Here is a 24,983-nt window from a genome sequence, read left to right on the forward strand (position 1 = left end):
CCAATGCTTCGAAGCTACTGACCTACTACCATACAAGTCAAGTCCCGATTCACGGTTGGACCTCGGAGCTGCGCCGCGATACCTCGAATTTCCGGTCGAGGTCGGGCGCAAGATCGACCCCGTGCCCTGCCCCCGGCGGAATGGTGATCATGCCGTTCGTCACGGTCGGCAGCTGCGTCGTCAGCTCCGCGTACCACGTTTTGTAATAGGCGCGCACGCTTTCCTGGACGAGCGCGTTCGGCGCATTCAGCGACAGATGCGTCGATGCGGCCAGTACCACCGGCCCGGTGCAATCATGCGGCGCGACCGGCAGGTGCCAGGCCTCGGCCATGGTTGCGATCTTCTTGGCTTCCGAGACGCCGCCGCACCAGGAGAGGTCGAGCATGACAACTCCGGCCGCATCCGTCTCCATGAGATCGCGGAAGGCCCAGCGGGTCGCAAGTGTCTCCGAGGCGCAAAGCGGCGCGCGGCTTGCCGCGGCATAGCGCTTGAGGCTTGAAAGCGAGTCCATCTTGATCGGATCCTCATGCCAGAAGGTGGCATAGGGCTCGAGCGCCCGGGCGATCTGGATGGCGGGCGTCAATTGCCACATGGAGTGGAACTCGACCATGATGTCGATGCGGTCGCCGACGCGCTTGCGGATCTTCTCGAAGGGCTCCAGCGCCTTGCGCAGGTCCGGCCCGGAAATATACTGGCCGCCGCTCTTCTCCGCCGCGATGTCGAACGGCCAGATCTTCATGGCCGTGATACCCTCCGACAGGAGGTCCTCGGCGAGTTCGTCCGCCCGTTCCAGAAATCCGTTCAGGTCGTCATAGTCGCGCCGCGGTCCGCCAATGCCGTAGTTTGCGGTCTGCTGGCCCCTTGCGTCGCGCATATAGGTGTTGCCGGCGCAGGTATTATAGGTGCGGATCTCGCGCCGCGAAAAACCCCCGAGAAGCTGAGCGATCGGCAGGTTCGTCGCCTTGCCGAAGAGGTCCCAGAGCCCGATATCGACCGCCGAATTTCCGCGCATCTCCGCTCCAGTCGAGCGAAAACCGAGATAGCCCGTCAGATCCTTGGAGATGCGGTCGATCTCCAGTGGATCACGCCCGAGGAGTTTGGGGGCTACGACCTCATGGATATAGGTCTCCACGGTTTGCGCCATGAAGAAGGTTTCGCCGAGCCCGACAAGGCCTTCGTCGGTGTGGATACGAACCCAGAGAATGTTGGGAAAGTCACGGACTCGAACCGTTTCGAACGACGTAATTTTCATGCTCAATATACTCCAGCCGCCAGCAGCGCCTTCACTGTCAGGTCGAAATGCTCGACCATTGCCTGTTCGCCTTTCGTCGGGTCGCCGTTGGCGATCGCCTGCGCGATCGTCACGTGCCCTTCAATGCTCTCCTGCCGCGTCTCGTTGCTGCCGCGGCTCGCCCAGCCGATCGGCCAGGTATGCCGCGTAACCACGTGGAACGAGCCAACGATCAGCGCGAACATCGGATTGCGCGAAGCCGTGCCGATCGCTTCGTGAAATGCGATGTCGTGTTCCATCACCCGAGCGGGCTCTTCGAAATCCCGCCGCATCGCTTCCGCCAGCGCGATGATCTCGGCCGCCTCCTTGTCCGTGCGCCGCATGGCGGCCAGCACGACGGTGCGGCTCTCTATGGTGCGGCGGACGTCGAAAATCTGCTGGATCGTCACCTGGTCGGTATGCACAGCATGGTCGGTCACCAGGGCCAGGACGTCGGCCTTAGGTGCCGCGACACGCGGGCGTCGGCCATTGCCGATGTCGATCAGCGTCAGCGCGGCGAGCGAACGGTAAGCTTCGCGCACGATGCTGCGCGAGACGCCGAGCGTCTCGGCAAAGGCCCCCTCGCTCGGCAGCCAGTCGCCGACCTGAAGACCGTTGTCGCGGATATGAGTCTTCACGGCGGTCATTACCCCGCCAAGCAGCCCATCGCCTCTCGAGCGGCCGGCCGACGGCTTTTGTGTTCCGAGCTCTATCAGGTTACCCTCCTACCTATATGATAGGTTAGAATCTACCTTTTGATAGATTGGCCTTCAGCTGTTGTCAACGCTCTTTTGGAAGCGCGTTGCTGCTTCGAGACGGATGACGAATAGTCTGGCGCTCCTTTCCACACCAGATCCCAGGGCGCCCCGGCCGGACCGACCGGACCGCTCTGGGTTCGAAGCAGGCCAAGCTGTTCCCGCCGGCTGCGCGGACGGAGAGATCAGGCCACGGTCCCCTCATGCCGTAGTCGGGCCGCCAGATTCTGCCCTCGGGATATCCGACCGCGGGCTCAGGGTTAAGCGCAGGATGACTGGGCTCATCGGTCAGTTCGTCGAACTCTGCGATGAAATCCGCGAGCAGCGCGACATGGGCCCGGTCGCAAAACCAGCCTGTGAAACCAAGCTCGCGGGCTCGGTGCCAGGCCATGCCGGAGACGGAAACCATGACGTCCCAGGCGCAAAACCAGGCGCCGCGCTCTTCGGAATTGAAGCGGTTGCCTCCTATCATCCCGGGAAGGTGAATGCCGCATTGATATGCGTGTCGCCGTAAATACGCAGGCCGCGATCACGGCGCCGCCAGGCCAATTCCCGAGGATAGAGATGCGGATTGCGGCCGCGCTTTGCGAGTAGCCGGCGCTGGCCCTCGATCTCGGCGAGGACTTGCAGTTCATCGGCATCGACCAGCCCGCCCAGCGCGGTAGGTTGCTGACAACAGCGGACCGGGCCTCGGACCGAGGGCTTGGTCTTTCTCGTGCCGCCCCGCAGAGCGTCGAAAAAGGTCCGGATCGCCAGAATCTGCGGCAGGCCACCTTCGGTGGCGGTTTCGACTGGTCGTGCACCAGCAAAAAGAGGGCTGGTGTTCGGGCGGGCGAACCAGGTTCGGGCGAGTCGCCCGGAGAAGTAGCGCTCAAGAGACTTGTAGAAACCTACCACGGCGCTCGGCCGCAGCAGTTAATCCTTGGTCTGTTCGCCGGAGAAGCCCCGCTTCCGTACGCGCATTCAGGTGCTCTCCGACATGTCGGCGGGACCGGCCGCTTTTCGAAGGCTGAGCGACCCGGCGCCAGCTATCCTAGCATAGGCCCTAAGGCGACAGCATTGTGTTCCGCCGGTTCGTGCGGCTTGCCGGCGATCTGCAGAACGGCCTGCTGTCGTTGCATTGTCCATCTGGCCTTCGTGTAAAGGTCATATGGTCAGGAAATGCGGCTGGATAAGAGAACCAGCAACGATGCCGACCGTCTGATGAAGTATCTTGCAAGCTTCGATCTCAAAAGCGAGGAAGTCAGGAGGCGTCCGACGCAAAATAGGAGGGAAACCGCCGGGCAAGCTCGTTCAGGTCGAGCATTGCGCGCCGCAGGTGGAGCCGCATGGTCTCCTGAGCACTGGCGGCATCCCCTTCGGTCACCGCCTCGAGGACCCTCTGGTGGTCCTCGACCAGCTGGTCGAGCTGGCCAGCCTGTATCGATAGCCGGCGAACGCGGTCCATGTGCTTCTTGGCTTCGGAAATGAAGCTCCACACCCCATCGCGTCCTGCGAGGTTGCAGTAAAGCGCGTGCATGCGCTCGTCGCACTCGAAGAACAGGTCGGGATTGTCTTCGAGGATGGCAAGCTCCTGCTCCTCTATCGCCTGCCTGATGCCGAGCAGTATGCGGCGGTTGCTTTGCCGGGCCGCTTCGGCGACGATTGCCACCTCCAGCTGTTCGCGAACAAATTGTGCCGTACGGACCGCATCCATGCGGATCGGCGCGACCACGACGCCTGCCCTTGACCGCAGGTCGACAAGTCCTTCCGCGCTCAACCGCGACAAAGCCTCGCGCACAGGCGTGCGGCTGACGCCGAGGAGACCCGCGAGAGTATGCTCTCCGATCGGCGCGTTCGGCTTGAGCTCCAACCCGATGATCTTGCGCGAAAGGGTGCGGTAGCAATGCTGCGCCGCCGAGATTGTCGCGTCACGCGCCATATAGTGGTAACCTTTGCTTTCTTGCATGCAAGATTTAATTTTGCGCAGAATAGCTTGAAGCGCTGGCCATTTCTACTCGCTCTATGCAGATGCTTGACGAACGTTAGAATATTGCATACAAGAATGCAACAGGCTGGGAGGTGGCCATGGCTGGTAAAAAGACGCAGGGGATCATGCCATGAGCGAGGTTTCCCTGATCCTCGACGCGAAGGATATCGTCGGCGAGAGCATCCTGTGGTCCGAGGAAGAAAAGGCGCTCTACTGGGTCGACATCGTCGGAAAGCGCATCCATCGGCTGGAGCCGGAAAACGGTCGCCATGACCTGTGGCCGACACCGGATTTCGTGACGTCCATCGGCATGCGGGCAGATGGCGGTTTCATTGTCGGGCTCACCCGTGCCGTTTGCCTATGGACCCCCGAAGGGGTCTTCGAAGAGTTTGCCGTGCCGGAGCCGGATCTGCCGGAAAACCGCCTGAATGAAGGGCGCGTCTCACCGGACGGCTCATTTTGGGTCGCGACGATGCAGAGTAATCTCAACCCGGATGGCTCCCCGAAGGACATGGACCGACAGTCGGGAGCGATCTACCGCATTGATCCTGCCGGTCACGTCGCGCAGCTTACGCCCAACGAATATGGCATCAGCAACACCATGGGCTGGACGCGCGACGATCGCTTCTTTTTCGCCGACACGCTCGCGAACGAAATCTACGTGTTCGACTGCGATCTTTCCGCCGGGACGATCGACAACCGTCGCACCATATCTGCCGGCTTCGAGCGCGGCCTGCCGGACGGCTCCTGCCTCGACGCGGAGGGCCGGCTCTGGAACTGCCGTGTGGCCGGCGGCGCAGCCGTCGCGGGATTCGACGGCAATGGCCGTCTGCTGGAGCTGGTCGAACTCCCCGCAAGCTGGCCGACAAGCTGCGCATTCGGCGGCGCGGATCTTGCCACCCTCTATGTCACGTCGGCGCGCTTTGCCATGCCGGGCGCACATCTCGACGCGCATCCGCTGGAGGGCGGATTGTTCGCGGTCGAGGGCGTGGGGCGCGGACTTGCCGAACCGAAGTTCGGATCGGCGCCGGACATAACCCGTTCTGCTTTGGAGATAGCGCGATGAGTGATTTCAACGGCAAGAGTATCATCGTCACCGGAGGCGGTCTCGGCATGGGCCTCGCCTGTGCCCGTCGCTTTGCCGCGGGCGGCGGCAAGGTGATGATCGTGGCGAACGACAAGGCTTCGGTCGACAGTGCCGTTGCCGAGATCGGCGAGAACGCCGCCGGGTTTGTCGGCGATGTCCGCCGCAACGACGATATGGCGGCGGCGGTTCAGACCGCGGCATCGCGCCATGGCGGCGTGGATGTTCTCGCCTGCTGCGCCGGCATTCAGCGCTACGGGACCGTGGTCGATACGCCGGAAGAGGTCTGGGACGACGTTCTCGATATCAATCTGAAGGGCATCTTTCTCGCCTCCAAATTCGCAATCCCCGAAATGCGCAAGCGCGGCGGCGGCGCGATCGTCGCCATCTCATCCGTGCAGGCCTATGCTTCGCAGGCGGGCGTCGCCGCCTATACGGCGAGCAAGGGCGCGATCAACGCGCTCGTGCGTGCCATGGCGCTCGACCATGCCGGGGACAATATCACGGTCAACGCCGTGTGCCCCGCCTCCATCGATACTCCGATGCTGCACTGGGCCGCTGATCTCTGGAAGGGTGACGGTACCGCCGAGGCGACGCTCGATGCCTGGGGCAGAGGGCATCCACTCGGCCGCATAGGCAAGCCTTGCGAAGTCGCCGAACTGGTCGCCTTCCTCGCCAGCGAAAAAGCCCGCTTCATCACCGGCGCCGACGTCAAGATCGACGGCGGAGTCCTCTCCAAGCTCGGCATCGTCATCCCAGATTGACCGGAAGCCCGTCATGAGACCATTCCCCGATTTCCGCTCGAAAGACTTCCTGCTCGCCCATATGCGCGAGATCATGGATTTCTATCATCCGATCTGCCTCAACAGGGAACACGGCGGCTACCATAACGAATATCGTGACGACGGCTTCATCACCGATCGGAAGACCCAGCACCTCGTCTCAACCACCCGCTTCATCTTCAACTATGCGACAGCCTCCGTCCTCTTCCAGAGGCCGGATTACGCAGAGGCGGCTGCCCATGGCGTCAGATATCTCGACGAGGTCCACCGCGATTCCGAGCACGGTGGCTATTTCTGGGTAATGCACGGGCGCGGGGCAGCGGATACGACGAAGCACTGCTACGGCCACGCCTTCGTTTTGCTCGCTTACGCGGCCGCCATGAAGGCCGGTATTCCAGGCATGGGCGCGCGGATTTCGGACACATGGGGCCTTCTCGAAAACCGCTTCTGGGAGCCGGAGCGCGAGCTCTACAAGGACGAGATCAGCCGCGACTGGCAGAAGATCTCGCCCTATCGGGGCCAGAACGCCAACATGCATATGACAGAGGCGATGCTGGCGGCCTATGAGGCGACCGGTGAGATTCGCTATCTCGACCGTGCCGAAACGCTCGCCCGGCGTATCTGTGTGGAACTTGCCGCCACCGCTCAAGGTGTGGTCTGGGAGCATTACCGCGCGGACTGGTCGATCGACTGGGATTACAACAAGGACGATCCGAAGCACCTGTTCCGACCCTACGGCTATCTGCCAGGCCATATGACGGAATGGACCAAGCTGCTGCTGATCCTCGAGCGCTACCGACCGCAGGACTGGATCCTGCCGAAAGCCATTCTCCTCTACGAGACGGCCCTGGCAAACAGCGCCGATCTCGAATTCGGGGGCATGCATTACACTTACGGTCCGGACGGAAGGCTCTACGATCCCGATAAGTATCATTGGGTCCATTGCGAAACGCTGGCCGCCGCGGCAGCACTTGCCGGGCGCACCGGCCGGGAGCGTTACTGGCAGGATTACGACAGGCTCTGGCGCTACAGCTGGCGGCACCTGATCGACCATGAATATGGCTGCTGGTTCCGCATACTCTCGCCGGAGGGCGTGAAGCAGAGCGATATCAAAAGCCCTTCGGGCAAGACCGACTACCATCCATTCGGGGCCTGCTACGAAATTCTGCGCGTGCTTGGGGAAGCGAAGTAGAGCCCAGGCAAAATATATGGATCCGATTTCCGACCGTATCGTTGCGACGGCGGGCGGAGAGAAGATTGCCCTGCCGGCCAACGAGATCAGGGTGGACGAGATGACCCGCATGATCAGCTGATGCACGCCGCCGGGGTGTACGGACCTGTAGCCGGCGCCCCCTGCCCTCCCCACAGAAGAGATTGCCTGGAGCCTGCCATGAAGCGACCCAGAATCACCGACATCCGTGCAACCACCGTCACGGTTCCGCTGGAGGCGCCGCTGCGCCATTCCAACGGCGCCCATTGGGGGCGGTTCGTGCGCACCATCGTCGAGGTAGAGACCGACGTGGGCATCATCGGCCTTGGCGAGATGGGCGGCGGCGGGGAGAGCGCCGAGGCGGCGTTTCGGGCCTTGAAGTCCTATCTCGTCGGCCACGATCCCTTCGAGCTGGAAAATCTCCGCTTCATGATCTGCAACCCGACCGCCAGCCTCTACAACAATCGCACCCAGATGCATGCGGCCATCGAATTCGCCTGTCTGGACATCATGGGCAAGTTTCTCGGCGTGCCGGTCTGCGACATCCTGGGCGGTAAGATGCGCGATGCCGTTCCTTTTGCCAGCTACATGTTTTTCCGCCTCGCCAACAAGGATACCGGCGAGGGCGAGACGCGCACGGCCGATCAGCTTATCGAGCAGACCTTGGCGCTGAAAAAGAAGTGCGGCTTCACCTCGCACAAGCTGAAGAGCGGCGTCTTCCCGCCGGATTATGAGCTGGAGGTTTTTCGCGCATGGTCAAAGGCGCTCGGCCCCGACAGCGTCCGCTACGACCCCAACGCGGCCTTCAGCGTCGAGGAGGCGATCCGCTTCGCCAGGGGCATCGAAGATCTGAACAATGATTATTATGAGGACCCGACCTGGGGGTTGAACGGCATGCGGCGGGTGCGCGAAAACACGACGATGCCGCTCGCCACCAACACCGTTGTCGTGAATTTCGAACAGCTCGCCGCCAATATTCTCAATCCCGCGGTCGACGTCATTCTGCTCGACACCACCTTCTGGGGCGGCATCCGGCCATGCGTAAAGGCGGCGGGCGTTTGCGAGACCTTTCAGCTCGGCATCGCGGTGCATTCATCTGGCGAACTTGGCGTTCAGCTCGCCACCATGCTGCATCTCGGCGCGGTCCTTCCGAACCTCGTTTTCCATGCCGACGCGCATTATCACCAGCTCACGGACGACATCATCATCGGGGGACCGATGCGTTACGAGAACGGCGCGATCAAGGTGCCGACGGCGCCCGGCCTCGGGGTCGAGCTCGATCGCAACAAGCTCGGCCAGTATGCCGATCTTCACAAGACGCTCGGTGGCTATTCCTATGACCGGGATCCGTCCCGCCCCGGCTGGTTCTCGGTCGTCCCGAACACCCGATGGGCGGACCCCAGCGATGATCGCGTCGTGGACTACTGAGGCCGCGGCACCCGAAGTGGGACCGGCGCTTCTGCAGGATGAGGTCCGGTATAGGCAGAACGCGGCGAAAGTCTTCAAAACGCTTCGCTGATCGCCCATGGAGGTGCCCGGCGGCGAGTGCTTCCTGTTTTTGACAAGCAAACCGTCGAACTGGTGATCCGTGTCGCCGATTACTTTCGAGTCAACGGATTCCGCTTCGCTGCAGGCTGAAATGGAACGAATGCTCATCGTCTCCGTCCTCCCACGGCATCCAGCGCAAGAGCCACGATCCGCCTGAACACGGCATCCTCGGCCAGCGCCGGATTGTACCGGCGGGCCGCAAAGACGCCCAGCAAAGCAAGATAAATGCCCTTGGCGAGCAGCTCAGCCTGAGCCGTGTCGGCGCCCATAAGCGAAAGCTCGCGCACGAGGTAACCGATGCGCTGCGCCTCGATGGCGCGCACTCGAACCGCAGCGGCGGGGTCGAGCACGGCCCAGGCACTGAACGCGCCCTCGGCTTGCGCCACGTCTACACCATCCATGCTCGCGTCCAGCGCTTCCTCAGCGAGCGCGAGCAAGCGTGCGCGTGGCGTCGGCTGGGAGGCGACATTGGCAATCAGTTGGGCCGTGAAGTCCTTCTCCCAAAGGTCGAGCAGGGCGGAAAGCAAGTCTGACCGGTCCGAAAAGTGCCAGTAGAAAGATCCCTTGCTGACATTCAGACTTTTTGCGAGCCGCTCCACCCGGACGGAATCGATACCCCCTTCGGCCAACGCAGCGAGACCGGCCAGAACCCAATCGTTGCGGGTCAATTCCTTTGCTTTCCTGGTCAAATGACTCTCCTTCCCGAACGGCAACAGCGGCATACGAGCTCCATACGCCAGGGTATGGACATTGAGAAGCGAGCATTGTACATACGGTGCCGTATGGAATACTTAGCCAAGGCGGCCCAGCTTCCCAGGCTCGAAGTCCAGGACCAAAGGTTCGGCGTATTAAAAGGATTGCAGCTATGATCAGGTGGAGCGGAATTGCGTTGATGGTGATCGGAATTCTGCACATGGTGGTGCTGGGCATTGATGCCGCGGCTGAAATCACGGGCTGGTTGAGGCTGGAGCTTTGGACGGTGGAGCATTGGCAGCCTCTCCGCACGCAGCGTCTCGAAGTGCTGGCAAGCAATGCCGCATTTTGGTCGACGGTTGGAAGTTTTGCCTTGCCGCTGATCATGATTGGCGCCTTGGTGGTCTGGCTGGGCGGGAAGCATTTACCGCTCCCGTCCTTCCTCGGTTGGTCGCTGCTGGCCTGGATCGTCGTCGCGTCGCTGATAATCGAAGTGAGCGGGTTCCCGCTTGGCATCCCCGTCGCAATCTGCCTCATTATCGGCGCCCGACGACAAAAATTGAGACGTGTGACATTGGAGGAGGCAAGCGCGTGACTGTTCATCCCCGTGCAAGAGCGGAAATGCTTATCCGGAAGCCGGTCCGGGAGGTCTTCGAAGCCTTCGTCGACCCGGAGATCACCGCGAAATTCTGGTTTACGGGCGGCAGCGGCAGACTTGAAAAGGGTAAGAGCGTCACCTGGGAATGGGCCATGTACGGCGTAACGGTTCCCGTGACCGTGAAAGCGCTCGAAGAGAACAGGCGCATCCTTATCGATTGGCTCGGCGATCTGGACAGCTCTACGGAAGTGGAGTGGGTGTTTACGCCGCGCCCGGATGGCTCCACCTTCGTCAGCATAACCAATTGGGGCTTTAACGGTGACGACGTAGAGCGGATCGAGCACGCCGTCGGCTCGACCGAAGGTTTCACACTCGTGCTGGCCGGATTAAAAGCTTTCCTGGAACACGGCGTACAACTGAACCTCGTCGCCGACCGCTTTCCGGACGGGCTCGGCGCCGTAACGCCGGAGGCAGGCGGCGATGAGCCGCCGAGGCAGTGAGGCAGCCGGAAAAGCCGCGCACACTTTATCCTCATCCCGCGCTAAGGCACTGCTTGGCGCTGCACCCGGCTCGACCGGTTGCAAATGGCGGTCGAGCGACTAACTTCAGCAACAGGGCTACTTCCCTCCGTGGCCGGGAGAAAGATGACCGGGAGCAAAGTCATGTGCCGAAACATAAAACCCCTGTTCAACTTCGATCCGCCGGCAACGGACGAGGAGATCCGCGACGCGGCGCTGCAGTTCGTGCGCAAGCTGAGCGGAACAACCAAACCCGCGAAACGCAACGAGGAAGCCTTCGAACGCGCGGTTAGTTCGATTGCGGCATGCGCTCGCGAACTTCTGGATTCGTTGGAGACTTCGCAGCCTGCGCGCAATCGAGAGGAGGTCGCAGCAAAGGCACGCGAGCGATCGGCGATGCGGTTTGCCTGACAACGCTTGTCCTCAGCGCAGCGCCAAGTCGAAGTACGGCCAAGTCGAAGTGCGGGGGCGGAAAGCGCTTTATGCATCAGACGGTCACGACGATCTTGCCGAACTGTTCGTTGGATTCCAGAAAACGGTGCGCCTCTACGATCTGATCGAATTGGAACGTCCTGGCGATAATGGGCTTCAGGTCGCCTTCCTCCAATCCGTCCAGGATGAACGCCTTGGCGCGCTCGAGGCGCATCGGATCGGCGAGCAGTTCATGGACCAGATAGCCACGCAGCGTCAATGTCTTGCTCAGCACGGCCAACAGTGGAAACGGAGTCTTCTGCGGGCTCAGCCCTCCGTACTCGATAAGGATGCCACCAGGTGCCATTGCGGCGGCCAAAGGCTCAAAGACCGGTCCGCCTACGGGATCGAAGACGAGGCGGACCCCCCGCGGGGAAACGCGCCTCAACCGCGCTTCCAGCTCCTCCTCCTGAGAAGCGATGACATGCGCCGCACCGGCCTCAAGCAGAAGCTGCCTCTTGGCTGAGGTCCGGGTGACGGCCACCGGTATGGCGCCGATCCTGTTGGCGATCTGGATTGCGGCAAGCCCAACGCTGCTCGAGGCCGCTGTTATGACGACGAAGTCTCCCCTGCGCAGCCCTCCGATATCCACAAGTCCGCCATAGGCGGTGAGATACTGCATCCACACAGCGGCCGCCTCTTCCCAGGTCAGTGAGGGCGGGTGTCTGGCGAGCAGCGCGGCGGGAAATGTTGCAAGTTCCCCGTAGGCGGGCCACCGGACCATAGATTTTGGCGGCAGCACACTGACCGGGTCGCCAGGTTCGAAACCTTGGACCCCCAAACCGATCCTTTCCACCAACCCGGCTGCCTCGAGACCAAGCCCTGAGGGAAGAGTGGCGGTCTCGATGTAGGCACCCGAACGCATCAACGCCTCCGCCCGGTTCAGGCCCAGCGCCTTGACCCGGATACGAACTTCTCCCGGGCCTGGCTCCGGAAGGTCGACCTCCTCGATCCGCAGCACTTCCGGACCACCCAATTCATGAAAGCGAACGACGCGCGCCATGGCAACACTCCAAAACAAATGCGTTGAATGAGCTATGACAGCGGCGGTGTAGTGGATAAATAGCGAGAAGGGCAGCACAGTCGAAACGGGGAGTTTTCAATATGGATCGCCTGACCAGCATGGCTGTCTTCGTCAAAGCGGTCGATCTCGGCTCGTTTGCCGCGGCGGCGGAAGCGCTCGACCTATCCGGGCCGATGGTCGGCAAACATGTTCGGTTTCTGGAGGATCGGCTCGGCGTGCGGCTTATAAACCGTACCACCCGGCGGCAGAGCCTGACGGAATTCGGCTGCGTCTATTACGAGCGCTGCCGGGTGGTGCTCGCGGAAGCGCAGGCAGCGGACGCGCTTGCCGCCGATCAGCTTTCCGAGCCCAGCGGCAAGCTGCGCGTGACGATGCCGGTCCATTTCGGCCGGCACTGCGTCATCCCGGTATTGCTGGAGCTCGCTCGAAGATATCCGGCACTGGAACTTGATCTGTCGTTCAGTGATCGCCTTATTGACCTCGCCGAAGACGGCTATGATCTCTCCATTCGAACTGGCTTGTTGGAGGACAGGGCCGGATTGATAGCCCGCCGTGTCGCACGACAGCCGATGATCGTTTGCGCCTCACCCGCCTATCTGGAACCGCATGGCTATCCCGAGACGGTAGAGGATCTGTCGCAGCACGCGGCAATCGTCTATCGCCGGTCCGGACCGGTCCCACCTTGGCTCTTTCCAAGGGAGGGACAACGCCCGATCGAGGTAACGCCGCTCCACCGGTTCCGCCTCGACGACCTCGATGCGATAGCGGACGCCGCCATGGCGGGGATGGGGCTTGCCTGGCTTCCTTTATGGCTGGTGCGGAACCGGATCGAGGAGGGCAGGCTCGTGCGGCTTCTGCCCGAGCAGGCGCCATTTCTCTATGATTGTCACGCCTTGTGGCTGCAGACGCCGCATTTGCCGCTCAAAGTTCGCGTTGCAATCGATGCCTTGGCGGCTCAATTGCCCAAATTCATGACCTGAGTGCTTTGCGGGTGCTCGGTTAACTGCGCCTTCAAAACCAGCCCGAAAGCTGTCGCCAATGTCGGCGAATCCCTCCTCTCGCCTGCCATTGACGCGGCCTCGTATGTATTCGTCAGCCGATCGCGCTACCAGTTACCGGGGTCCGCCGTGTGATCCACACTGGCGAACGCATCTGCCTTTTCCCGGTCCAGCGTGAGATTGGTTACAGTCCTTAATTCATCCATGGCCGTGTAGTGCAGAGGTGCCGGCCGCTTCGTCAGCTCCTGATACATAAGCAAGGCAGCTTCCTCGGCGGTGTCAGCTTCGAATTCTTCTGTAATGGTAACAGTGAACTTGTGCATCCCTTGACCTCATCAGTGCCGATTTGCAGGCGGCCACCGAGATCTACCACAACAGGTAGACTCCGAAACCGGGGCATGGTGGAGCTTCTGGCTCCCGTCTTTTCGTACAAGCTTCGCCGGCGCTATGCCGCCCCGAGATTCCAGCCGCGCCCACTGTTGCCGAACATCTCGTATCCGCCGTTCGTGACGGCGAGCGTATCCTCGAGCTTGATGAAACCGCGCTTTGGGTGAAGCATCGTCGTCTCCACAGAAATGACCATGCCTGCCTCCAGCGGCTGATCCGCGTCCTTGCCTTCATAGGCGACCGGGTGGTTGGTCATCAAAAACGGAGCTTCGTGGCTAATGAGCCCCATGCCGTGGCAGAAAAAATCGGTAAAGGCGGCCGATGGCGAGCTTTGCAAAACCTCTTCCGCGGCCGCAATCATCTCACTGGCCGCGGCCCCGGCCTTGATCTTGGCGAAGGCCGTCTGCTGGATCGACTCGACTTCAGCCAGCAGATCTTCGAGCTCCGCATCGGGGTCTCCGAGCACTCCCATACGGCAAAGGTCCCCGATGTAGCCGCAATGGTTCCCCCCGGAATCTATCGAAAGCACCTCGCCCTTCTCCCACGCCTGCAGCGAGGCCGCACGGTTGTGACTGGCACCTAAGGTCAGCAGGCAATACTCGAAATGCAGCCCGCGATTGGTCTCCTCCCGCCTGAGCCGTTCAATGATCTCGATCTTGGTGGAACCCTCCCGCGCTGCCGCGATGGTGGCGAGCATTGAATCCGTGATCAGTTCGGACGCCAGCTTGAGCTTCTGCAGTTCCTCAGGCCTCTTGATCGCCCGCAGTCGCTCCAGCGCGTGCGTCGCATCCATGAACCGCGCACCTTCGAGACGAGAAGCCAGAAAGTCCCGCGCATCCGCCGGCAGAAAGGCCGGCTCAATACCGATGCGAGCACTCGCCTTACCTATCTTCGTCAGATGCTCTACGGCAAGCTCTGCAGCGTCGAGCGTACCCCAAGTCGCTGTATGAACGGCGGGCGTCCAGAACGGATTGTTCTGATGTTCTCCTCCCTCCATGCGATTGCCAACATAAGCGGCATGATCGGGTGAGCCCTTCTCATAAACGACAATCGGCAGATAGCGGCTGTGGCCGATCGCATCCATTGCGGCGAAGAAGATGAATTTATAGCCGCCCAGCAGGTACTGCGTATTGTGCTTGGAGGTGGCGAGCAGAACGTCGATACCCGCCTGTTCCATCAGTCTGTCGAGTTTCGCGGCATCGAAGGGCGGCTCCCCTGCCCGCGCGTCCCTTGCGTTGATGTTCACGGTATTTCTCCCACTCCGTGCGCCTTTAGATCCCAGGCGGAACTAATCGGAAATCAGGCAGATCCCGAAGCGCACGCTCTGGACCGGCCGGCGAATAGACGACGAAGAGTTGCATCGGGCCGTGTCCCGTGTTTTTCGTCGAGTGAAATCGGCTTTCTGGTACATAGATCGTGCAGCCGGGCCCGACATTTTTCGTCACCGGAATGCCGTTCTCGTCCTCCACCATCTGCTCGCCCTCACCCGAAATGACGAAGATGATCTCCTCCGACCCGGGGTGATTGTGGCGCGCATGCCCCTCACCGCTTGGCAAGTCCACGACACCACCCGAGAAGCGTTCGGCCCCATTCACCTCCGGCGCGACCGTCAGTGCGAGACGGCCCCAGTCGAAGCCGAAGCTGTCGACGTCCTTGGGATAAAGAAAAAATTTGTGCTTTGTCATGTCGAGGCCTCCTCTCGCCCCCTTGCCCCGTTTTCAGACCACCGTCCTGGCGGCTAGCGCTTTGAAATCTTCCGTTTGCTTTCGGATCGCCATCTCGGCGGGCAGGCGCTCCATGGAACTTGCGCCATAAAAACCATTGCAGCCTGAGCAATGGTCCAGGATGTAGCGTGCATCCTCGGGCATAGAAATCGGTCCTCCATGGCATAGCACGATGACGTCTTTGCGCACCGACCGTGCGGCCTTTGCTATTGCATCAATTTCTCTCACACAGCCATCGAGCGAGATCGCGGAAGTGGCGCCGATCGCGCCGCCTGTTGTAACGCCCATATGCGCGACGACGATGTCGGCGCCCGCCTCGGCCATCGCGATCGCTTCTTCTGCGTTGAAGACATAAGGCGTGGTTAACAGGTCGAGCCGGTTGGCCTCGGCGATCATATCCACCTCGAGAGCGTAGCCCATGCCGGTTTCCTCGAAGCTCCGCCGCATCCGTCCATCGAAGAGACCAATGGTCGGAAAATTTTGCACGCCCGAAAAGCCCATCGCCTTCAGTTCTGCAAGGAATTGCGGGATGGAGACGAATGGGTCTGTGCCGTTTACCCCAGCGAGTACCGGCGTGGCCTTCACCACCGGCAAGACCTCCAGGGCCATTTCCTTCACGATCTCGTTGGCGTTGCCATAGGCGAGCAGGCCGGCCGCCGAACCTCGCCCCGCCATTCTATAGCGGCCGGAATTGTAGATGATGATCAGGTCGATGCCGCCCGCCTCCTCGGCCTTGGCCGAAATCCCCGTGCCGGCGCCACCGCCGATGATCGGCTTGCCGGCGGCGATCATGGCGTGGAAGTTTTCGAGAATGTTCCGGCGGGGGATGCTTGGCATATTTGTCTCTCTCAATGTTTTGCGATTTCTCGGTAGGCCGCGACTGCGGCCTCGGCAAACTGCGGATCGTTGATGTGAAGCGGAAGACGGACGATACGGCGGCGCTCGGTCCTGTCGACAGTCGCTTCCAGCGCCTCGAAAAGGGCCGCGTCTGCTGTCGGATCGAAAAAGGCTCCCCCCTCGACATCGAGGGCCGACACGCCCTTCTCCGGAATAAGGAAGCGAACGACACCTTTGCAGAGGTTGAGCTTGGCCCCAATCCATCTTCCGATGGCAGCGCACTCCCTCGGAGTCGTACGCATGAGCGTGACGTTGGGATTATGGTGATAGAGAAGTCGCCCCGCGTAGCGCTCCGGCACGGTTTCGGGCGCCCAGAAATTCACCATATCCAACGCACCGACGGAGCCGACATAAGGCAGTCCCGTGCGCGCAATCGCACCGAAGCGATCCTGCGTTGCCGAAAGGACGCCACCAAGGAGAAAGTCGCAAACCTCTGTCGTGGTAATGTCGAGCACGCCTGAAAGAAACCCGCTATCTGCGAGCTTCTCCATCGTGCGTCCGCCTGCGCCAGTGGCGTGGAAGACCAGACAATCGTGATCCGCCCTCAGTCTGTCGACAATGGTGGTCACGCAGGGAGTCGTCACGCCAAACATAGTAAGACCGAGAGCGGGCTTGGAGGCCGCTTCCTCAGTTGGCCGACTGGCCATTGCCGTAATTGCCGCCGCCGCGTTTTGCAAGATCACGCGGCTGATGCGGTTGAGCCCGGCCATGTCTGTGACCGATGGCATCATGACAATGTCGGAAACGTCAACGTAAGGTGCTACGTCGCCGGACGCGAGCGTCGAGACCATGAGCTTCGGCAGACCGAGTGGCAATCCGCGCATGCCCGCAGTGATGATTAATGTGCCGCCCCCACCACCAATGCCTACCACGCCGGCGACATCGTCGCATTTAGGAAGGAAGCGCGCGAAGGCCTCACCCATTGCAGCGACCGCCTTCCCCCGGTCATCGCCGGAAAGCACTGCTGCAACGCCGTCAGGATGCGCGGCCGCCACTGTCTCGGCTGAGATGTCCACCGCAACCGTGGGGCGACGCGTGCCGACATCGACGCGAACGGGCCGGCCGCCGGCGGCCTCGACCCGCGCCGCCAGATAAGTGAGTTCCTCCCCCTTCGTGTCGGCCGTGCCTACGATGTAGATGCGCTGCATTTCTCCTCCCCTGGCGGCTCAGGCCTCCTCTGCCTTGAAATTCCACGCAATCCCGGCGGGTCTGCCGGCTCTTGCAAAATTATGAGATGTGCGTATCGTAAAGATATGGATGTCTCACGTCAACAGAGCGAACCCTCCCCCGAACGCGGTCCCCGAGCCCGCACCCGCAAGCTCATGTTGGAAACCGCTACACGGCTGATGCAGTCCGGTTTCACGCCGTCGGTGAGTGAGGTCGCGGAAGCGGCCGAAGTGTCCCGGGCCACGGCCTATCGCTACTTTCCCAGCCAGGCGGCGTTGGTTCACGCGGTCGTCGATGAGGCACTCGGGCCGATCCTCGATTGGCGCTCCGACGCGCCCGATGCCCTCACCCGCATCGCCGATCTGCTCGCCACGGCTATGCCGCGCATTGACGAATTTGAAGCGACTTTCAAGGCTGCGCTCAAGCTCTCGCTCGACCAGTGGGCGCAGCGCCAGGCCGGCACGCTGGGCAACGAACCACAGTTCATGCGCGGTCACCGCGTGGAACTGCTGCGGCAGGCTACCGCACCGCTGGAGGGCAAAGTTTCCAAGGAGTCGCGAGAGCAACTCGCTCAGGCGCTCTCGCTCGTCTTCGGACTTGAGGTACTCATCGTCCTCAAGGATATTTGGGGTCTCTCGGCCGAACGCGCGCAATCCGTTGCCGAATGGGCGGCGGCGGCCTTGGTCGAGGCGGCGGTCCGGGAGGCGCAGACTGCAGCACCATGAGACACCGTTTACTCCTGTCCGGCAGTAAACTGGTTTGACCAGATTGGTGACCTGCTCGTGAGGCGCAGTTAAACTGTTGGGAGAGCATGCCAGGCTACGTTCCAAACTATAGGTTCGTTTCGCGTGGTGAGTCGGGCGAAGGCCATCAGACAGGAACCTTGACGCTCGTTAGCTTTGGTACTACCAGATTGGGACTACGGCCTGTCAAGGTTTAGATCCGGTTCAAGGCATAAGGGTCGAGGAGGCCCCGCCCGCGGAACCGCCAGGAGGATTTGACAGGCCGACCGCTCGCGCAATCCGGGCGGCGCACATAAAAAGGGGAGGAAATAACATGCGCAAGACAGTGGCCGGACTAATGACCGGCATCGGTTTCATGTTTGCCTGCGGAACATCGGCGCAGTCGCAAGAACTGACGATCTTCTGGGCGGAATGGGATCCAGCCAACTACCTCCAGGAGCTTGTAAACGAGTACGAAGCCGAGACCGGTGTGACGATCACCGTGGAGACGACACCTTGGGCGGATTTCCAGACGAAGGCCTTCACCGAGTTCAATGCCAAGGGATCAGCCTATGATATGGTCGTCGGCGACTCTCAATGGATCGGGGCCGCGTCGGAGGCCGGCCACTACGTGGATCTCACGGAGTTCTTCAACAAGCACAAGCTAAAGGAGGTAATGGCCCCGGCGACCGTGAAGTACTACGCGGAGTACCCGGCAAACTCCGGTAAATACTGGTCGATACCGGCCGAAGGCGACGCTGTCGGTTGGTCCTATCGTAAGGATTGGTTTGAAGATCCAAAGGAAATGGAGGCCTTCAAGGCGAAGTATGGCTATGACCTTGCTCCTCCGAAGGATTGGAAACAACTGCGTGACATCGCCGAATTCTTCCATCGTCCGGACCAGAAGCGCTACGGCATCGCAATCTACACCGACAACTCCTATGACGGATTGGTCATGGGCGTAGAGAACGCCATCTTCTCTTTCGGTGGAGAACTCGGCGACTACAGCACCTACAAGGTGGACAGCATCATCAACTCGGAGAAGAACGTCAAGGCTCTGGAAACGTACCGCGAGCTCTATGGTTTCACGCCTCCGGGCTGGGCCAAGTCTTTCTTTGTCGAGAACAACCAGGCTATCACCGAGAACCTGGCAGCGATGAGCATGAACTACTTCGCCTTCTTCCCGGCGCTGGTCAATGAAGCTTCGAACCCGAACGCGAAGGTCACCGGCTTCTTCGCCAATCCCGCCGGTCCAGACGGGGACCAGTATGCCGCTCTTGGCGGCCAGGGCATTTCGATTGTCTCCTATTCCCAGAACAAGGAAGAGGCGATGAAATTTCTCGAATGGTTCATCAAGGACGAGACACAGAAGCGCTGGGCCGAGCTCGGCGGCTATACGGCAAGCGCCAAGGTTCTGGAGTCGGAAGAGTTCCAGAACGCGACGCCATACAACAAGGCATTTTACGAGACCATGTTCCGGGTGAAGGACTTCTGGGCAACACCGGAATATGCCGAGTTGCTGATCCAGATGAACCAGCGCATCTATCCTTATGTCACCGCGGGCCAGGGCACGGCAAAGGAGGCGCTCGACGCACTTGCTGAGGACTGGAACGCAACCTTCAAGAAGTACGGCCGCCACTAAAGGGCGCTGTTCCGTGGGAGTGAGCCCGCCGTTTCTGGGCTCCCTCCCCTTTCTTCACTGGCACCAGAAGGTGCTCACGCGGCGCAGCCGTCGCGGCTAAGCAATGCGCAGCAGGACGGGAGAGCGCCCGGCGCTGGGTTTGGGAGGAGGAACACATTGGCCACAGTGGTTATGACATCGTTGGATTCGAGGTCGCGTGCTGCTTCGCGAGGCTTGAGCGACATCAAGATTCGCAACCTTTTCATTATTCCGACAATCCTGTTCCTGATCGTCTTCAACATCTTCCCGCTCATCTATTCGCTCGGCTACTCTTTCACTGACTTTCGCGCCTCTTCGAACGCTCCGGCCAACTTTGTCGGCCTGCAGAACTATCGGGAGCTGCTAAACGACCCGTTCATCTGGGCAAACTTCGCAATCACGGCGAAGTACGTGATCGTTTCGGTCACCGGTCAAGTTGTGGTCGGCTTCGGCACGGCAATGTTGCTCAACCGCGCAATTCCGTTCAAAGGCCTGATTACAACGCTGCTCCTGCTGCCGATGATGCTCTCCATGGCAGTGGTCGGACTCTTCTGGAAGCTGCTCTACGATCCGTCCTTTGGCATCATCAACTATGCGCTCGGTCTTGGTACTTTCGAGTGGTTGGCCAATCCCGACATGGCGCTCTACGCTGTTGCGATTACCGACATTTGGATGTGGTCACCTTTTGTGATGCTGCTCTCGCTCGCGGGCCTCTCAGCCGTACCGAGACATCTTTATGAAGCGGCGGCCATCGACCGGGCCGGTCCTTTCTATACCTTCTTCCGCATCACCCTCCCGCTTGTCGCGCCGATACTTATGATCGCGATCATCTTCCGAACCATGGAGGCCTTCAAGACTTTCGACCTTGCCTACATCCTCACGAGCCAGCCGACTACCGAAGTGATCTCGATCCGCCTTTACAAAATGGCGTTCCAGGAATGGCAGACCGGGCGGTCCTGCGCTCTCGCCTATATCGTGCTCATCATGGTGCTCGCGATCACCAACATTTACGTCAAATACCTCAACAGGGTGAAGGAGCGCTGAGATGGCGGCCGTGCAAACTCGCTCCGAGCGTGCCCTCCACCGGTTGGCGATCGCCGCCGTGCTCGTGATCACGCTGCTGTTCCTTGCGCCCATCTACTGGATCACGTCGACGGCTTTCAAACCGCGCAATCTCGCGACAACAATTCCGCCGACGGTTATCTTCGAGCCGGAGATCTCGCCATTCGTGAAGCTCTTTACCAAGCGCTCTCAGTTGCGTACAGCGCCGGCGCCTGAAGTCTATGCCGCCGCTCCCTGGTGGGAACGGCTGGTCTTCGACGGCGGCGAGAAGGTCGTACGCTCGGGCAGGGGTGAGGTGCAATTATCCGGCTATCCCAACCGCTTCATGAATTCGCTTATCGTGGCGATCACCTCGACAGTGCTTGCCGTCGGCATGGGTACGTTTACAGCTTACGGCTTCTCGCGCTTTAGGGTGAAGGGCGAAGCGGACCTGTTGTTCTTCATTTTGTCGACACGCATGCTGCCGCCCGTGGTCGTAGCGATCCCCATGTTCCTTATGTACCGGGCAGTGGGGCTGAACGACACCCACTGGGGCCTTATCATCCTCTACACCGCCTTCAATCTCTCCTTCTCGGTCTGGCTCATGAAGGGCTTCATCGACGAGATTCCGAAGGAGTACGAAGAAGCGGCACTCGTCGATGGCTATACGCGCTTGGAAGCTTTCTTCAAGATTGTACTGCCAGAGGCCGCCACAGGAATAGCCGCGACTGCGGTCTTTTGCTTCATCACGGCGTGGAACGAGTATGCATTCGCGTTGATCATGACGAATCGGCGGGCACAAACGGCACCGCCCTTCATCCCAAGCCAGGTCGGCAGTGGTCTTCCGGATTGGACCGTCATTGCCGCCGGTACCTTCTTGTTCTTGCTACCCGTCGCGATTTTCACGTTCCTGCTCAGGAACCATCTCCTGAGAGGCATGAGTTTTGGAGCGATCCGCAAATGACGTTTCGTGCCATAAACCGGAAGTATTTCGAACCAGGGTCACAGCTGCTGATGATATTCGGCATCATTGCGCTGTGCCAGCCATGGAACCTGTTCCTTCACCGCTACGGGCTGACGATGACACTGGTGGGGCTGATTGCTTTCATGATCACGTCGAAGGTGCCGCCGGATCAAAAGACAGACGAGAGCACGAGCCCATGACGCAGATCGAATTACGCAACATTGAGAAGCGCTTTGGCGCCGTCCAGGTCATCAAGAACCTCAATCTCGCCATCGCAGACAACGAGTTCATTGTTCTGCTTGGTCAGTCAGGCTGCGGCAAGACGACGACGCTGCGCGCGATCGCCGGGCTTGAAACGATTGATGAAGGCGACGTCCTCATCGATGGCCAGCCGGTGCAGCATATGAAAGCTTCGGCCCGCGACATCGCTTTCGTGTTCCAGTCGTTTTCGCTCTACCCGCACATGACGGTCTTCGAAAATATCGCCTTTCCGCTTCGAGCCACTCGCGGCAACCGTAGCGAGATCGAGCGCGAGGTTCAGGCGGTTGCCAAGACGCTGCAGATCACGCACCTGCTCTCCAAAAGACCCTCCGCTCTTTCAGGTGGCGACATGCAGCGCGTGGCGATCGGCCGGGCACTCGTCAGGCGCCCAAAAGCGATGCTCATGGATGAGCCTATCGGCGCGCTCGACGCGAAGCTCCGTGAAGAGATGCGCGCCGAGATCAAGCGACTTCACATCAAACAGGGCTCGACGACAATCTACGTAACCCATGACCAGGTCGAGGCCATGTCGCTCGCTGATCGTATTGTCGTAATGCATGAGGGCGTGCTGCAGCAGGTCGGCACCCCTCATGAGGTCTACGCCCATCCATCCAACATGTTCGTCGCTCAATTCGTCGGTAGTCCGGTCATGAACATGGCTGAGGTGACAGTTTCCGAGGCGGCGCAGCATGCCCAGGTCCTGCTGCGAGGTGCTCCAACCGCTTTCAATCTTCCATCCACTCTTACGGCCCAACTCGCTGCCGCTGGGGCCGAAAACGGCAATCTCACGCTCGGCATACGACCTGAAGGGGTCCTCGTCTCCCGGGAACCACGCGAGGGCTTCGTGACCGCCGAGGCCCATATCATTGAACCGCTCGGCTCGCATGACATCATAGACTTGCAGCTAGGCGATCAGATGCTGCGCGCACGGACAAAAAGTGGGTTCGTGCAGAGACCTGGTGTGGCTGTCTGGGCCAGGTTGAATCCGGCTCAGGCGCATTTCTTCAAGAGCTCTACCGGCGCATCTTTCGGGATCAGGCTCTGATGGCACATATCGAACTCAAGGGCATCAACAAGGCTTTCGGTACCCACACCGCCCTTAAGGATCTCAGTTTCGAGATAGCCGACGGCGAGTTTTTTGTGCTGCTGGGCGAAACGGGCGCAGGCAAGACGACGACCCTCAGGCTGATTGCCGGCCTTGAAAAGCCAACGGGCGGGCAGATCTTTATCGACGGTGAGGATGTCGCCGACTGGGGCGCGGCAGAGCGCGACGTTGCGCTCGTCCTGCAGCAATATTCCCTTTATCCGCGCTACACGGTTCGCGAGAACCTCGAATTCCCGCTCAAGGCTCGCATCCGGCGTGTTGAGCCAGCCGAGATCAAAGAGCGGGTCGCCCGGGTGGCGAGGACACTCCGCATCGAGCATCTGCTTGACCGCAAAACGGACCGCCTATCTGGTGGCGAGATGCAGCGCGTTTCAATCGGCCGGGCCATCGTACGCAAGCCCCGCGTCTTTCTGATGGACGAGCCTCTTTCCGCTCTCGATGCCAAACTGCGGGAGGCGCTGCGAACGGAGCTCAAGAATCTCCAGATGAATCTCGGGGCGACCTTCCTCTTCGTGACCCACGACCAGATCGAAGCCATGTCGATGGGCGACAAGATCGGCGTCCTCAACAACGGCCAACTCGTTCAATCTGGCACACCGCACGAGATCTATCGCAATCCGGTCAACACTTTCGTTGCACGCGCCGTAGGCTCGCCGCCGATGAACCTGTTCTCAGGAAAACTTTCGGGATGCGAGGCGATCGCAGACGAAGGCTATCGCTTACCATTCGGGGCGGCGTTCGGCCCGTCGGCTGAGGGTCAGCGCCTCACCTTCGGGATCCGTCCTGAAGATCTCTTCCTTGAAAGCGGCGCACCCGCCGAAGCGCGCGTCCACGGCGTCGAAAACCACGGCGTCGAGAAGATCGTTACGCTTCGCACAGGCAATCACTTCTTGCAGGCGACGGTTCCGGCTCAGATGGACCTTGCGATCGAGGAGGCTGTTCGCTTCTCCTGGAACCCTGATAAAGTCGTACTCTTTGACGGCGGAAGCGGGAAGAGCCTGCGCCACGTTGGCTAAGACGCGGCCGACAACGGCCGAGCTGGCGGTCTGACGATTGCGACCAGCCACCCTGTCGCCTCCCTAGGATCAGCATTATACCGGCCCCACAACGATGCGCGGTTCCGCAAAAGGAGACCGGGAGTAGGATGGGATCGCTATGCCTTACGCCGGGAACCTTCGCCTATAGTGTTGAATAACCTCAGGGTTGCGCAGATTAGTGGGCAACCCGCCTTCCAAGACGCGGATGGCTTCCGCCGCAGCTTCCGTCCCCATCCGCATCATGCTCTCCTCGGTAATGCCGGCGAGATGAGGCGTCACGATCACATTGTTGAGCCTGAAGTAAGGATGCTCGAGCGGCAGGGGCTGGGTGGAGAACACGTCGAGCGCCGCGCCCCCGATACGGCCCCCCTCTAGCGCCTGGATCAACGCTGCATCGTCCACTACGGGGCCGCGCGACACATTGACGAGGATCGTACCTGGCTTCATGCGCGCTATCCGATCGCGGCTTACAAGCCCGGTCGTCTCGGGTGTAAGCGGACAGCAGAGAACGACGATGTCCGCAGTCGAAACCAAGTCGTCGACCGAAACAAATCGTACACCATGGGGGAGGCTTGCCGGCGCGCGACTGTTGGCCACAATCTCCAGCCCAAACCCGTATTTTGCTATGCGGAAGACCGCCTTTCCCACACTACCCATGCCGACAATGCCCATAGTGCGGCCGGCGAGATCGAGCGCTCGGTCGCTGTGGGCTCGCCCAGCGCTCCACCCGATGTCTCTGAGATCCCGGTCCATCGGACGGAATTGACGCAGCAGCGCAAGCGAAACCATGAGGACGTGCTCCGCAACAGTCAGTGCATTCGCGCCCGGCACGTTGGCGATCAACACACCCGCCGCCGTGGCCGTATCATAAGGGATCATGTCGATCCCCGCGCCGTGCCTGATGACCGCACGCAGCATCGATGCGAGCTGGAAAAACGCCGGTGGGATCCGCGCGCGCACGATGACAATCTCCGCACCCGCGCCTTCCCGAAGCAGCGTCTCGGGATCGGGAGCGGACGCGATGCGCAAATCACCCGCGGCTTTCAGCAAAGCCTCGGCCTGGGGGTGCAGCGGATGGGTGGAGAAAATGACACTCAT

General features: G+C 60.6%; 28 protein-coding genes. 15 read left to right on the forward strand and 13 right to left on the reverse strand.

Going from position 1 to position 24,983, the window contains the following annotated elements; translation table 11 throughout:
• Window positions 1-49 precede the first annotated feature (49 nt).
• The 5 genes from FB009_RS25120 to FB009_RS25145 all read right to left on the reverse strand — a co-directional run bounded on the left by FB009_RS25120 (window position 50) and on the right by FB009_RS25145 (window position 3,946).
• Window positions 50-1,252, reverse strand: a complete 1,203-nt coding sequence (locus FB009_RS25120; RefSeq protein WP_018210600.1) for a mandelate racemase/muconate lactonizing enzyme family protein — start codon at window positions 1,250-1,252, stop codon at window positions 50-52.
• A gap of 2 nt (window positions 1,253-1,254) precedes the next feature.
• Window positions 1,255-1,917, reverse strand: coding sequence for a FadR/GntR family transcriptional regulator (locus tag FB009_RS25125; RefSeq protein ID WP_011970641.1), 663 nt, complete (start codon window positions 1,915-1,917; stop codon window positions 1,255-1,257).
• Between the two features lie 133 nt (window positions 1,918-2,050).
• Window positions 2,051-2,497: an RES family NAD+ phosphorylase gene (locus tag FB009_RS33785; protein ID WP_327435607.1), complete on the reverse strand. Its 447-nt coding sequence runs from the start codon at window positions 2,495-2,497 to the stop codon at window positions 2,051-2,053.
• Complete coding sequence (locus FB009_RS33310; RefSeq protein ID WP_225996839.1) at window positions 2,494-2,922, reverse strand: hypothetical protein; 429 nt, start codon at window positions 2,920-2,922, stop codon at window positions 2,494-2,496. Before FB009_RS33310 ends, FB009_RS33785 begins: the two co-directional genes overlap by 4 nt.
• Window positions 2,923-3,268: 346 nt before the next feature.
• Complete coding sequence (locus tag FB009_RS25145) at window positions 3,269-3,946, reverse strand: GntR family transcriptional regulator (protein WP_018210601.1); 678 nt, start codon at window positions 3,944-3,946, stop codon at window positions 3,269-3,271.
• Between the two features lie 178 nt (window positions 3,947-4,124).
• On the opposite strand from FB009_RS25145, the gene FB009_RS25150 reads away from it, so the two are divergent.
• From FB009_RS25150 to FB009_RS25165, 4 genes are all read left to right on the forward strand, one after another.
• Complete coding sequence (locus tag FB009_RS25150; RefSeq protein ID WP_011970644.1) at window positions 4,125-5,060, forward strand: SMP-30/gluconolactonase/LRE family protein; 936 nt, start codon at window positions 4,125-4,127, stop codon at window positions 5,058-5,060.
• A complete protein-coding gene (locus FB009_RS25155) occupies window positions 5,057-5,842 on the forward strand; it encodes an SDR family NAD(P)-dependent oxidoreductase (protein ID WP_018210602.1) in 786 nt (261 codons plus the stop codon). Before FB009_RS25150 ends, FB009_RS25155 begins: the two co-directional genes overlap by 4 nt.
• 13 nt (window positions 5,843-5,855) lie before the next feature.
• Entirely contained in the window at window positions 5,856-7,052 is a 1,197-nt protein-coding gene (locus FB009_RS25160; protein WP_018210603.1) for an AGE family epimerase/isomerase, read from the forward strand.
• 198 nt (window positions 7,053-7,250) lie between these two features.
• A complete protein-coding gene (locus tag FB009_RS25165; protein WP_018210605.1) occupies window positions 7,251-8,498 on the forward strand; it encodes an enolase C-terminal domain-like protein in 1,248 nt (415 codons plus the stop codon).
• 224 nt (window positions 8,499-8,722) lie between these two features.
• On the opposite strand, the gene FB009_RS25170 is transcribed toward FB009_RS25165, so the two are convergent.
• Window positions 8,723-9,307 carry a TetR/AcrR family transcriptional regulator gene (locus FB009_RS25170; protein ID WP_024312084.1) on the reverse strand — a complete coding sequence of 195 codons (585 nt, stop codon included), beginning with the start codon at window positions 9,305-9,307 and terminating at the stop codon, window positions 8,723-8,725.
• A gap of 176 nt (window positions 9,308-9,483) precedes the next feature.
• Between FB009_RS25170 and FB009_RS25175 the strand changes: the two genes are divergently transcribed.
• The 3 genes from FB009_RS25175 (at window position 9,484) to FB009_RS25185 (ending at window position 10,838) form a co-directional block, all read left to right on the forward strand.
• Complete coding sequence (locus FB009_RS25175; RefSeq protein WP_018210607.1) at window positions 9,484-9,906, forward strand: DUF6463 family protein; 423 nt, start codon at window positions 9,484-9,486, stop codon at window positions 9,904-9,906.
• Between the two features lie 26 nt (window positions 9,907-9,932).
• Window positions 9,933-10,409, forward strand: a complete 477-nt coding sequence (locus FB009_RS25180; protein ID WP_018210608.1) for an SRPBCC family protein — start codon at window positions 9,933-9,935, stop codon at window positions 10,407-10,409.
• Window positions 10,410-10,571: 162 nt separating this feature from the next.
• Window positions 10,572-10,838, forward strand: a complete 267-nt coding sequence (locus FB009_RS25185) for a DUF2277 domain-containing protein (protein ID WP_024312083.1) — start codon at window positions 10,572-10,574, stop codon at window positions 10,836-10,838.
• A 76-nt stretch (window positions 10,839-10,914) separates the two neighbouring features.
• Here FB009_RS25185 and FB009_RS25190 read toward each other — a convergent pair whose 3' ends face one another.
• Window positions 10,915-11,901: a zinc-dependent alcohol dehydrogenase family protein gene (locus FB009_RS25190; RefSeq protein ID WP_011970652.1), complete on the reverse strand. Its 987-nt coding sequence runs from the start codon at window positions 11,899-11,901 to the stop codon at window positions 10,915-10,917.
• A gap of 101 nt (window positions 11,902-12,002) precedes the next feature.
• Here FB009_RS25190 and FB009_RS25195 point away from each other — a divergent pair, with 101 nt between their 5' ends.
• Window positions 12,003-12,902 carry a LysR family transcriptional regulator gene (locus FB009_RS25195; RefSeq protein WP_018210609.1) on the forward strand — a complete coding sequence of 300 codons (900 nt, stop codon included), beginning with the start codon at window positions 12,003-12,005 and terminating at the stop codon, window positions 12,900-12,902.
• Between the two features lie 125 nt (window positions 12,903-13,027).
• Here FB009_RS25195 and FB009_RS25200 read toward each other — a convergent pair whose 3' ends face one another.
• From FB009_RS25200 to FB009_RS25220, 5 genes are all read right to left on the reverse strand, one after another.
• Window positions 13,028-13,243: a hypothetical protein gene (locus FB009_RS25200; protein ID WP_018210610.1), complete on the reverse strand. Its 216-nt coding sequence runs from the start codon at window positions 13,241-13,243 to the stop codon at window positions 13,028-13,030.
• 122 nt (window positions 13,244-13,365) lie between these two features.
• On the reverse strand, window positions 13,366-14,553 hold the full coding sequence (locus FB009_RS25205; RefSeq protein WP_018210611.1) for a M24 family metallopeptidase: 1,188 nt from the start codon (window positions 14,551-14,553) through the stop codon (window positions 13,366-13,368).
• Between the two features lie 25 nt (window positions 14,554-14,578).
• Window positions 14,579-14,992 (reverse strand): cupin domain-containing protein, encoded by a 414-nt coding sequence (locus FB009_RS25210; RefSeq protein ID WP_018210612.1) that lies wholly within the window; start codon window positions 14,990-14,992, stop codon window positions 14,579-14,581.
• 33 nt (window positions 14,993-15,025) lie between these two features.
• Entirely contained in the window at window positions 15,026-15,868 is an 843-nt protein-coding gene (locus FB009_RS25215) for a phosphoenolpyruvate hydrolase family protein (RefSeq protein WP_011970657.1), read from the reverse strand.
• Between the two features lie 11 nt (window positions 15,869-15,879).
• Entirely contained in the window at window positions 15,880-17,076 is a 1,197-nt protein-coding gene (locus FB009_RS25220; RefSeq protein ID WP_018210613.1) for a Tm-1-like ATP-binding domain-containing protein, read from the reverse strand.
• A gap of 105 nt (window positions 17,077-17,181) precedes the next feature.
• Between FB009_RS25220 and FB009_RS25225 the strand changes: the two genes are divergently transcribed.
• The 7 genes from FB009_RS25225 (at window position 17,182) to FB009_RS25255 (ending at window position 23,864) form a co-directional block, all read left to right on the forward strand.
• Entirely contained in the window at window positions 17,182-17,820 is a 639-nt protein-coding gene (locus FB009_RS25225; RefSeq protein WP_024312082.1) for a TetR/AcrR family transcriptional regulator, read from the forward strand.
• A gap of 331 nt (window positions 17,821-18,151) precedes the next feature.
• On the forward strand, window positions 18,152-19,459 hold the full coding sequence (locus FB009_RS25230) for an ABC transporter substrate-binding protein (protein WP_011970660.1): 1,308 nt from the start codon (window positions 18,152-18,154) through the stop codon (window positions 19,457-19,459).
• 156 nt (window positions 19,460-19,615) lie between these two features.
• Entirely contained in the window at window positions 19,616-20,521 is a 906-nt protein-coding gene (locus tag FB009_RS25235; protein WP_011970661.1) for a carbohydrate ABC transporter permease, read from the forward strand.
• Window position 20,522: 1 nt separating this feature from the next.
• Complete coding sequence (locus tag FB009_RS25240; protein ID WP_011970662.1) at window positions 20,523-21,482, forward strand: carbohydrate ABC transporter permease; 960 nt, start codon at window positions 20,523-20,525, stop codon at window positions 21,480-21,482.
• A complete protein-coding gene (locus FB009_RS25245) occupies window positions 21,479-21,682 on the forward strand; it encodes a hypothetical protein (protein ID WP_011970663.1) in 204 nt (67 codons plus the stop codon). The genes FB009_RS25240 and FB009_RS25245 overlap by 4 nt, the downstream gene beginning before the upstream one ends.
• On the forward strand, window positions 21,679-22,788 hold the full coding sequence (locus FB009_RS25250; protein ID WP_018210615.1) for an ABC transporter ATP-binding protein: 1,110 nt from the start codon (window positions 21,679-21,681) through the stop codon (window positions 22,786-22,788). The genes FB009_RS25245 and FB009_RS25250 overlap by 4 nt, the downstream gene beginning before the upstream one ends.
• Window positions 22,788-23,864 (forward strand): ABC transporter ATP-binding protein, encoded by a 1,077-nt coding sequence (locus FB009_RS25255; RefSeq protein WP_011970665.1) that lies wholly within the window; start codon window positions 22,788-22,790, stop codon window positions 23,862-23,864. The genes FB009_RS25250 and FB009_RS25255 overlap by 1 nt, the downstream gene beginning before the upstream one ends.
• 144 nt (window positions 23,865-24,008) lie before the next feature.
• Here the strand turns inward: FB009_RS25255 and FB009_RS25260 are convergent, their stop codons facing one another.
• Window positions 24,009-24,983: an NAD(P)-dependent oxidoreductase gene (locus FB009_RS25260; protein WP_102045621.1), complete on the reverse strand. Its 975-nt coding sequence runs from the start codon at window positions 24,981-24,983 to the stop codon at window positions 24,009-24,011.

It is taken from the genome of Sinorhizobium medicae, assembly GCF_007827695.1.
GTDB classification, from domain to species: Bacteria; Pseudomonadota; Alphaproteobacteria; order Rhizobiales; family Rhizobiaceae; genus Sinorhizobium; species Sinorhizobium medicae.

Excerpts from the sequence above, each read along its gene's own strand:
- FB009_RS25120 (WP_018210600.1), bottom strand. The coding sequence starts at position 1,252 with ATGAAAATTACGTCGTTCGAAACGGTTCGAGTCCGTGACTTTCCCAAC.
- FB009_RS25125 (WP_011970641.1), bottom strand. The coding sequence starts at position 1,917 with ATGACCGCCGTGAAGACTCATATCCGCGACAACGGTCTTCAGGTCGGC.
- FB009_RS33785 (WP_327435607.1), bottom strand. The coding sequence starts at position 2,497 with ATGATAGGAGGCAACCGCTTCAATTCCGAAGAGCGCGGCGCCTGGTTT.
- FB009_RS25145 (WP_018210601.1), bottom strand. The coding sequence starts at position 3,946 with ATGGCGCGTGACGCGACAATCTCGGCGGCGCAGCATTGCTACCGCACC.
- FB009_RS25150 (WP_011970644.1), top strand. The coding sequence starts at position 4,125 with ATGAGCGAGGTTTCCCTGATCCTCGACGCGAAGGATATCGTCGGCGAG.
- FB009_RS25155 (WP_018210602.1), top strand. The coding sequence starts at position 5,057 with ATGAGTGATTTCAACGGCAAGAGTATCATCGTCACCGGAGGCGGTCTC.
- FB009_RS25160 (WP_018210603.1), top strand. The coding sequence starts at position 5,856 with ATGAGACCATTCCCCGATTTCCGCTCGAAAGACTTCCTGCTCGCCCAT.
- FB009_RS25165 (WP_018210605.1), top strand. The coding sequence starts at position 7,251 with ATGAAGCGACCCAGAATCACCGACATCCGTGCAACCACCGTCACGGTT.
- FB009_RS25175 (WP_018210607.1), top strand. The coding sequence starts at position 9,484 with ATGATCAGGTGGAGCGGAATTGCGTTGATGGTGATCGGAATTCTGCAC.
- FB009_RS25180 (WP_018210608.1), top strand. The coding sequence starts at position 9,933 with ATGCTTATCCGGAAGCCGGTCCGGGAGGTCTTCGAAGCCTTCGTCGAC.
- FB009_RS25185 (WP_024312083.1), top strand. The coding sequence starts at position 10,572 with ATGTGCCGAAACATAAAACCCCTGTTCAACTTCGATCCGCCGGCAACG.
- FB009_RS25190 (WP_011970652.1), bottom strand. The coding sequence starts at position 11,901 with ATGGCGCGCGTCGTTCGCTTTCATGAATTGGGTGGTCCGGAAGTGCTG.
- FB009_RS25195 (WP_018210609.1), top strand. The coding sequence starts at position 12,003 with ATGGATCGCCTGACCAGCATGGCTGTCTTCGTCAAAGCGGTCGATCTC.
- FB009_RS25200 (WP_018210610.1), bottom strand. The coding sequence starts at position 13,243 with ATGCACAAGTTCACTGTTACCATTACAGAAGAATTCGAAGCTGACACC.
- FB009_RS25210 (WP_018210612.1), bottom strand. The coding sequence starts at position 14,992 with ATGACAAAGCACAAATTTTTTCTTTATCCCAAGGACGTCGACAGCTTC.
- FB009_RS25215 (WP_011970657.1), bottom strand. The coding sequence starts at position 15,868 with ATGCCAAGCATCCCCCGCCGGAACATTCTCGAAAACTTCCACGCCATG.
- FB009_RS25220 (WP_018210613.1), bottom strand. The coding sequence starts at position 17,076 with ATGCAGCGCATCTACATCGTAGGCACGGCCGACACGAAGGGGGAGGAA.
- FB009_RS25225 (WP_024312082.1), top strand. The coding sequence starts at position 17,182 with ATGGATGTCTCACGTCAACAGAGCGAACCCTCCCCCGAACGCGGTCCC.
- FB009_RS25230 (WP_011970660.1), top strand. The coding sequence starts at position 18,152 with ATGCGCAAGACAGTGGCCGGACTAATGACCGGCATCGGTTTCATGTTT.
- FB009_RS25240 (WP_011970662.1), top strand. The coding sequence starts at position 20,523 with ATGGCGGCCGTGCAAACTCGCTCCGAGCGTGCCCTCCACCGGTTGGCG.
- FB009_RS25245 (WP_011970663.1), top strand. The coding sequence starts at position 21,479 with ATGACGTTTCGTGCCATAAACCGGAAGTATTTCGAACCAGGGTCACAG.
- FB009_RS25250 (WP_018210615.1), top strand. The coding sequence starts at position 21,679 with ATGACGCAGATCGAATTACGCAACATTGAGAAGCGCTTTGGCGCCGTC.
- FB009_RS25255 (WP_011970665.1), top strand. The coding sequence starts at position 22,788 with ATGGCACATATCGAACTCAAGGGCATCAACAAGGCTTTCGGTACCCAC.
- FB009_RS25260 (WP_102045621.1), bottom strand. The coding sequence starts at position 24,983 with ATGAGTGTCATTTTCTCCACCCATCCGCTGCACCCCCAGGCCGAGGCT.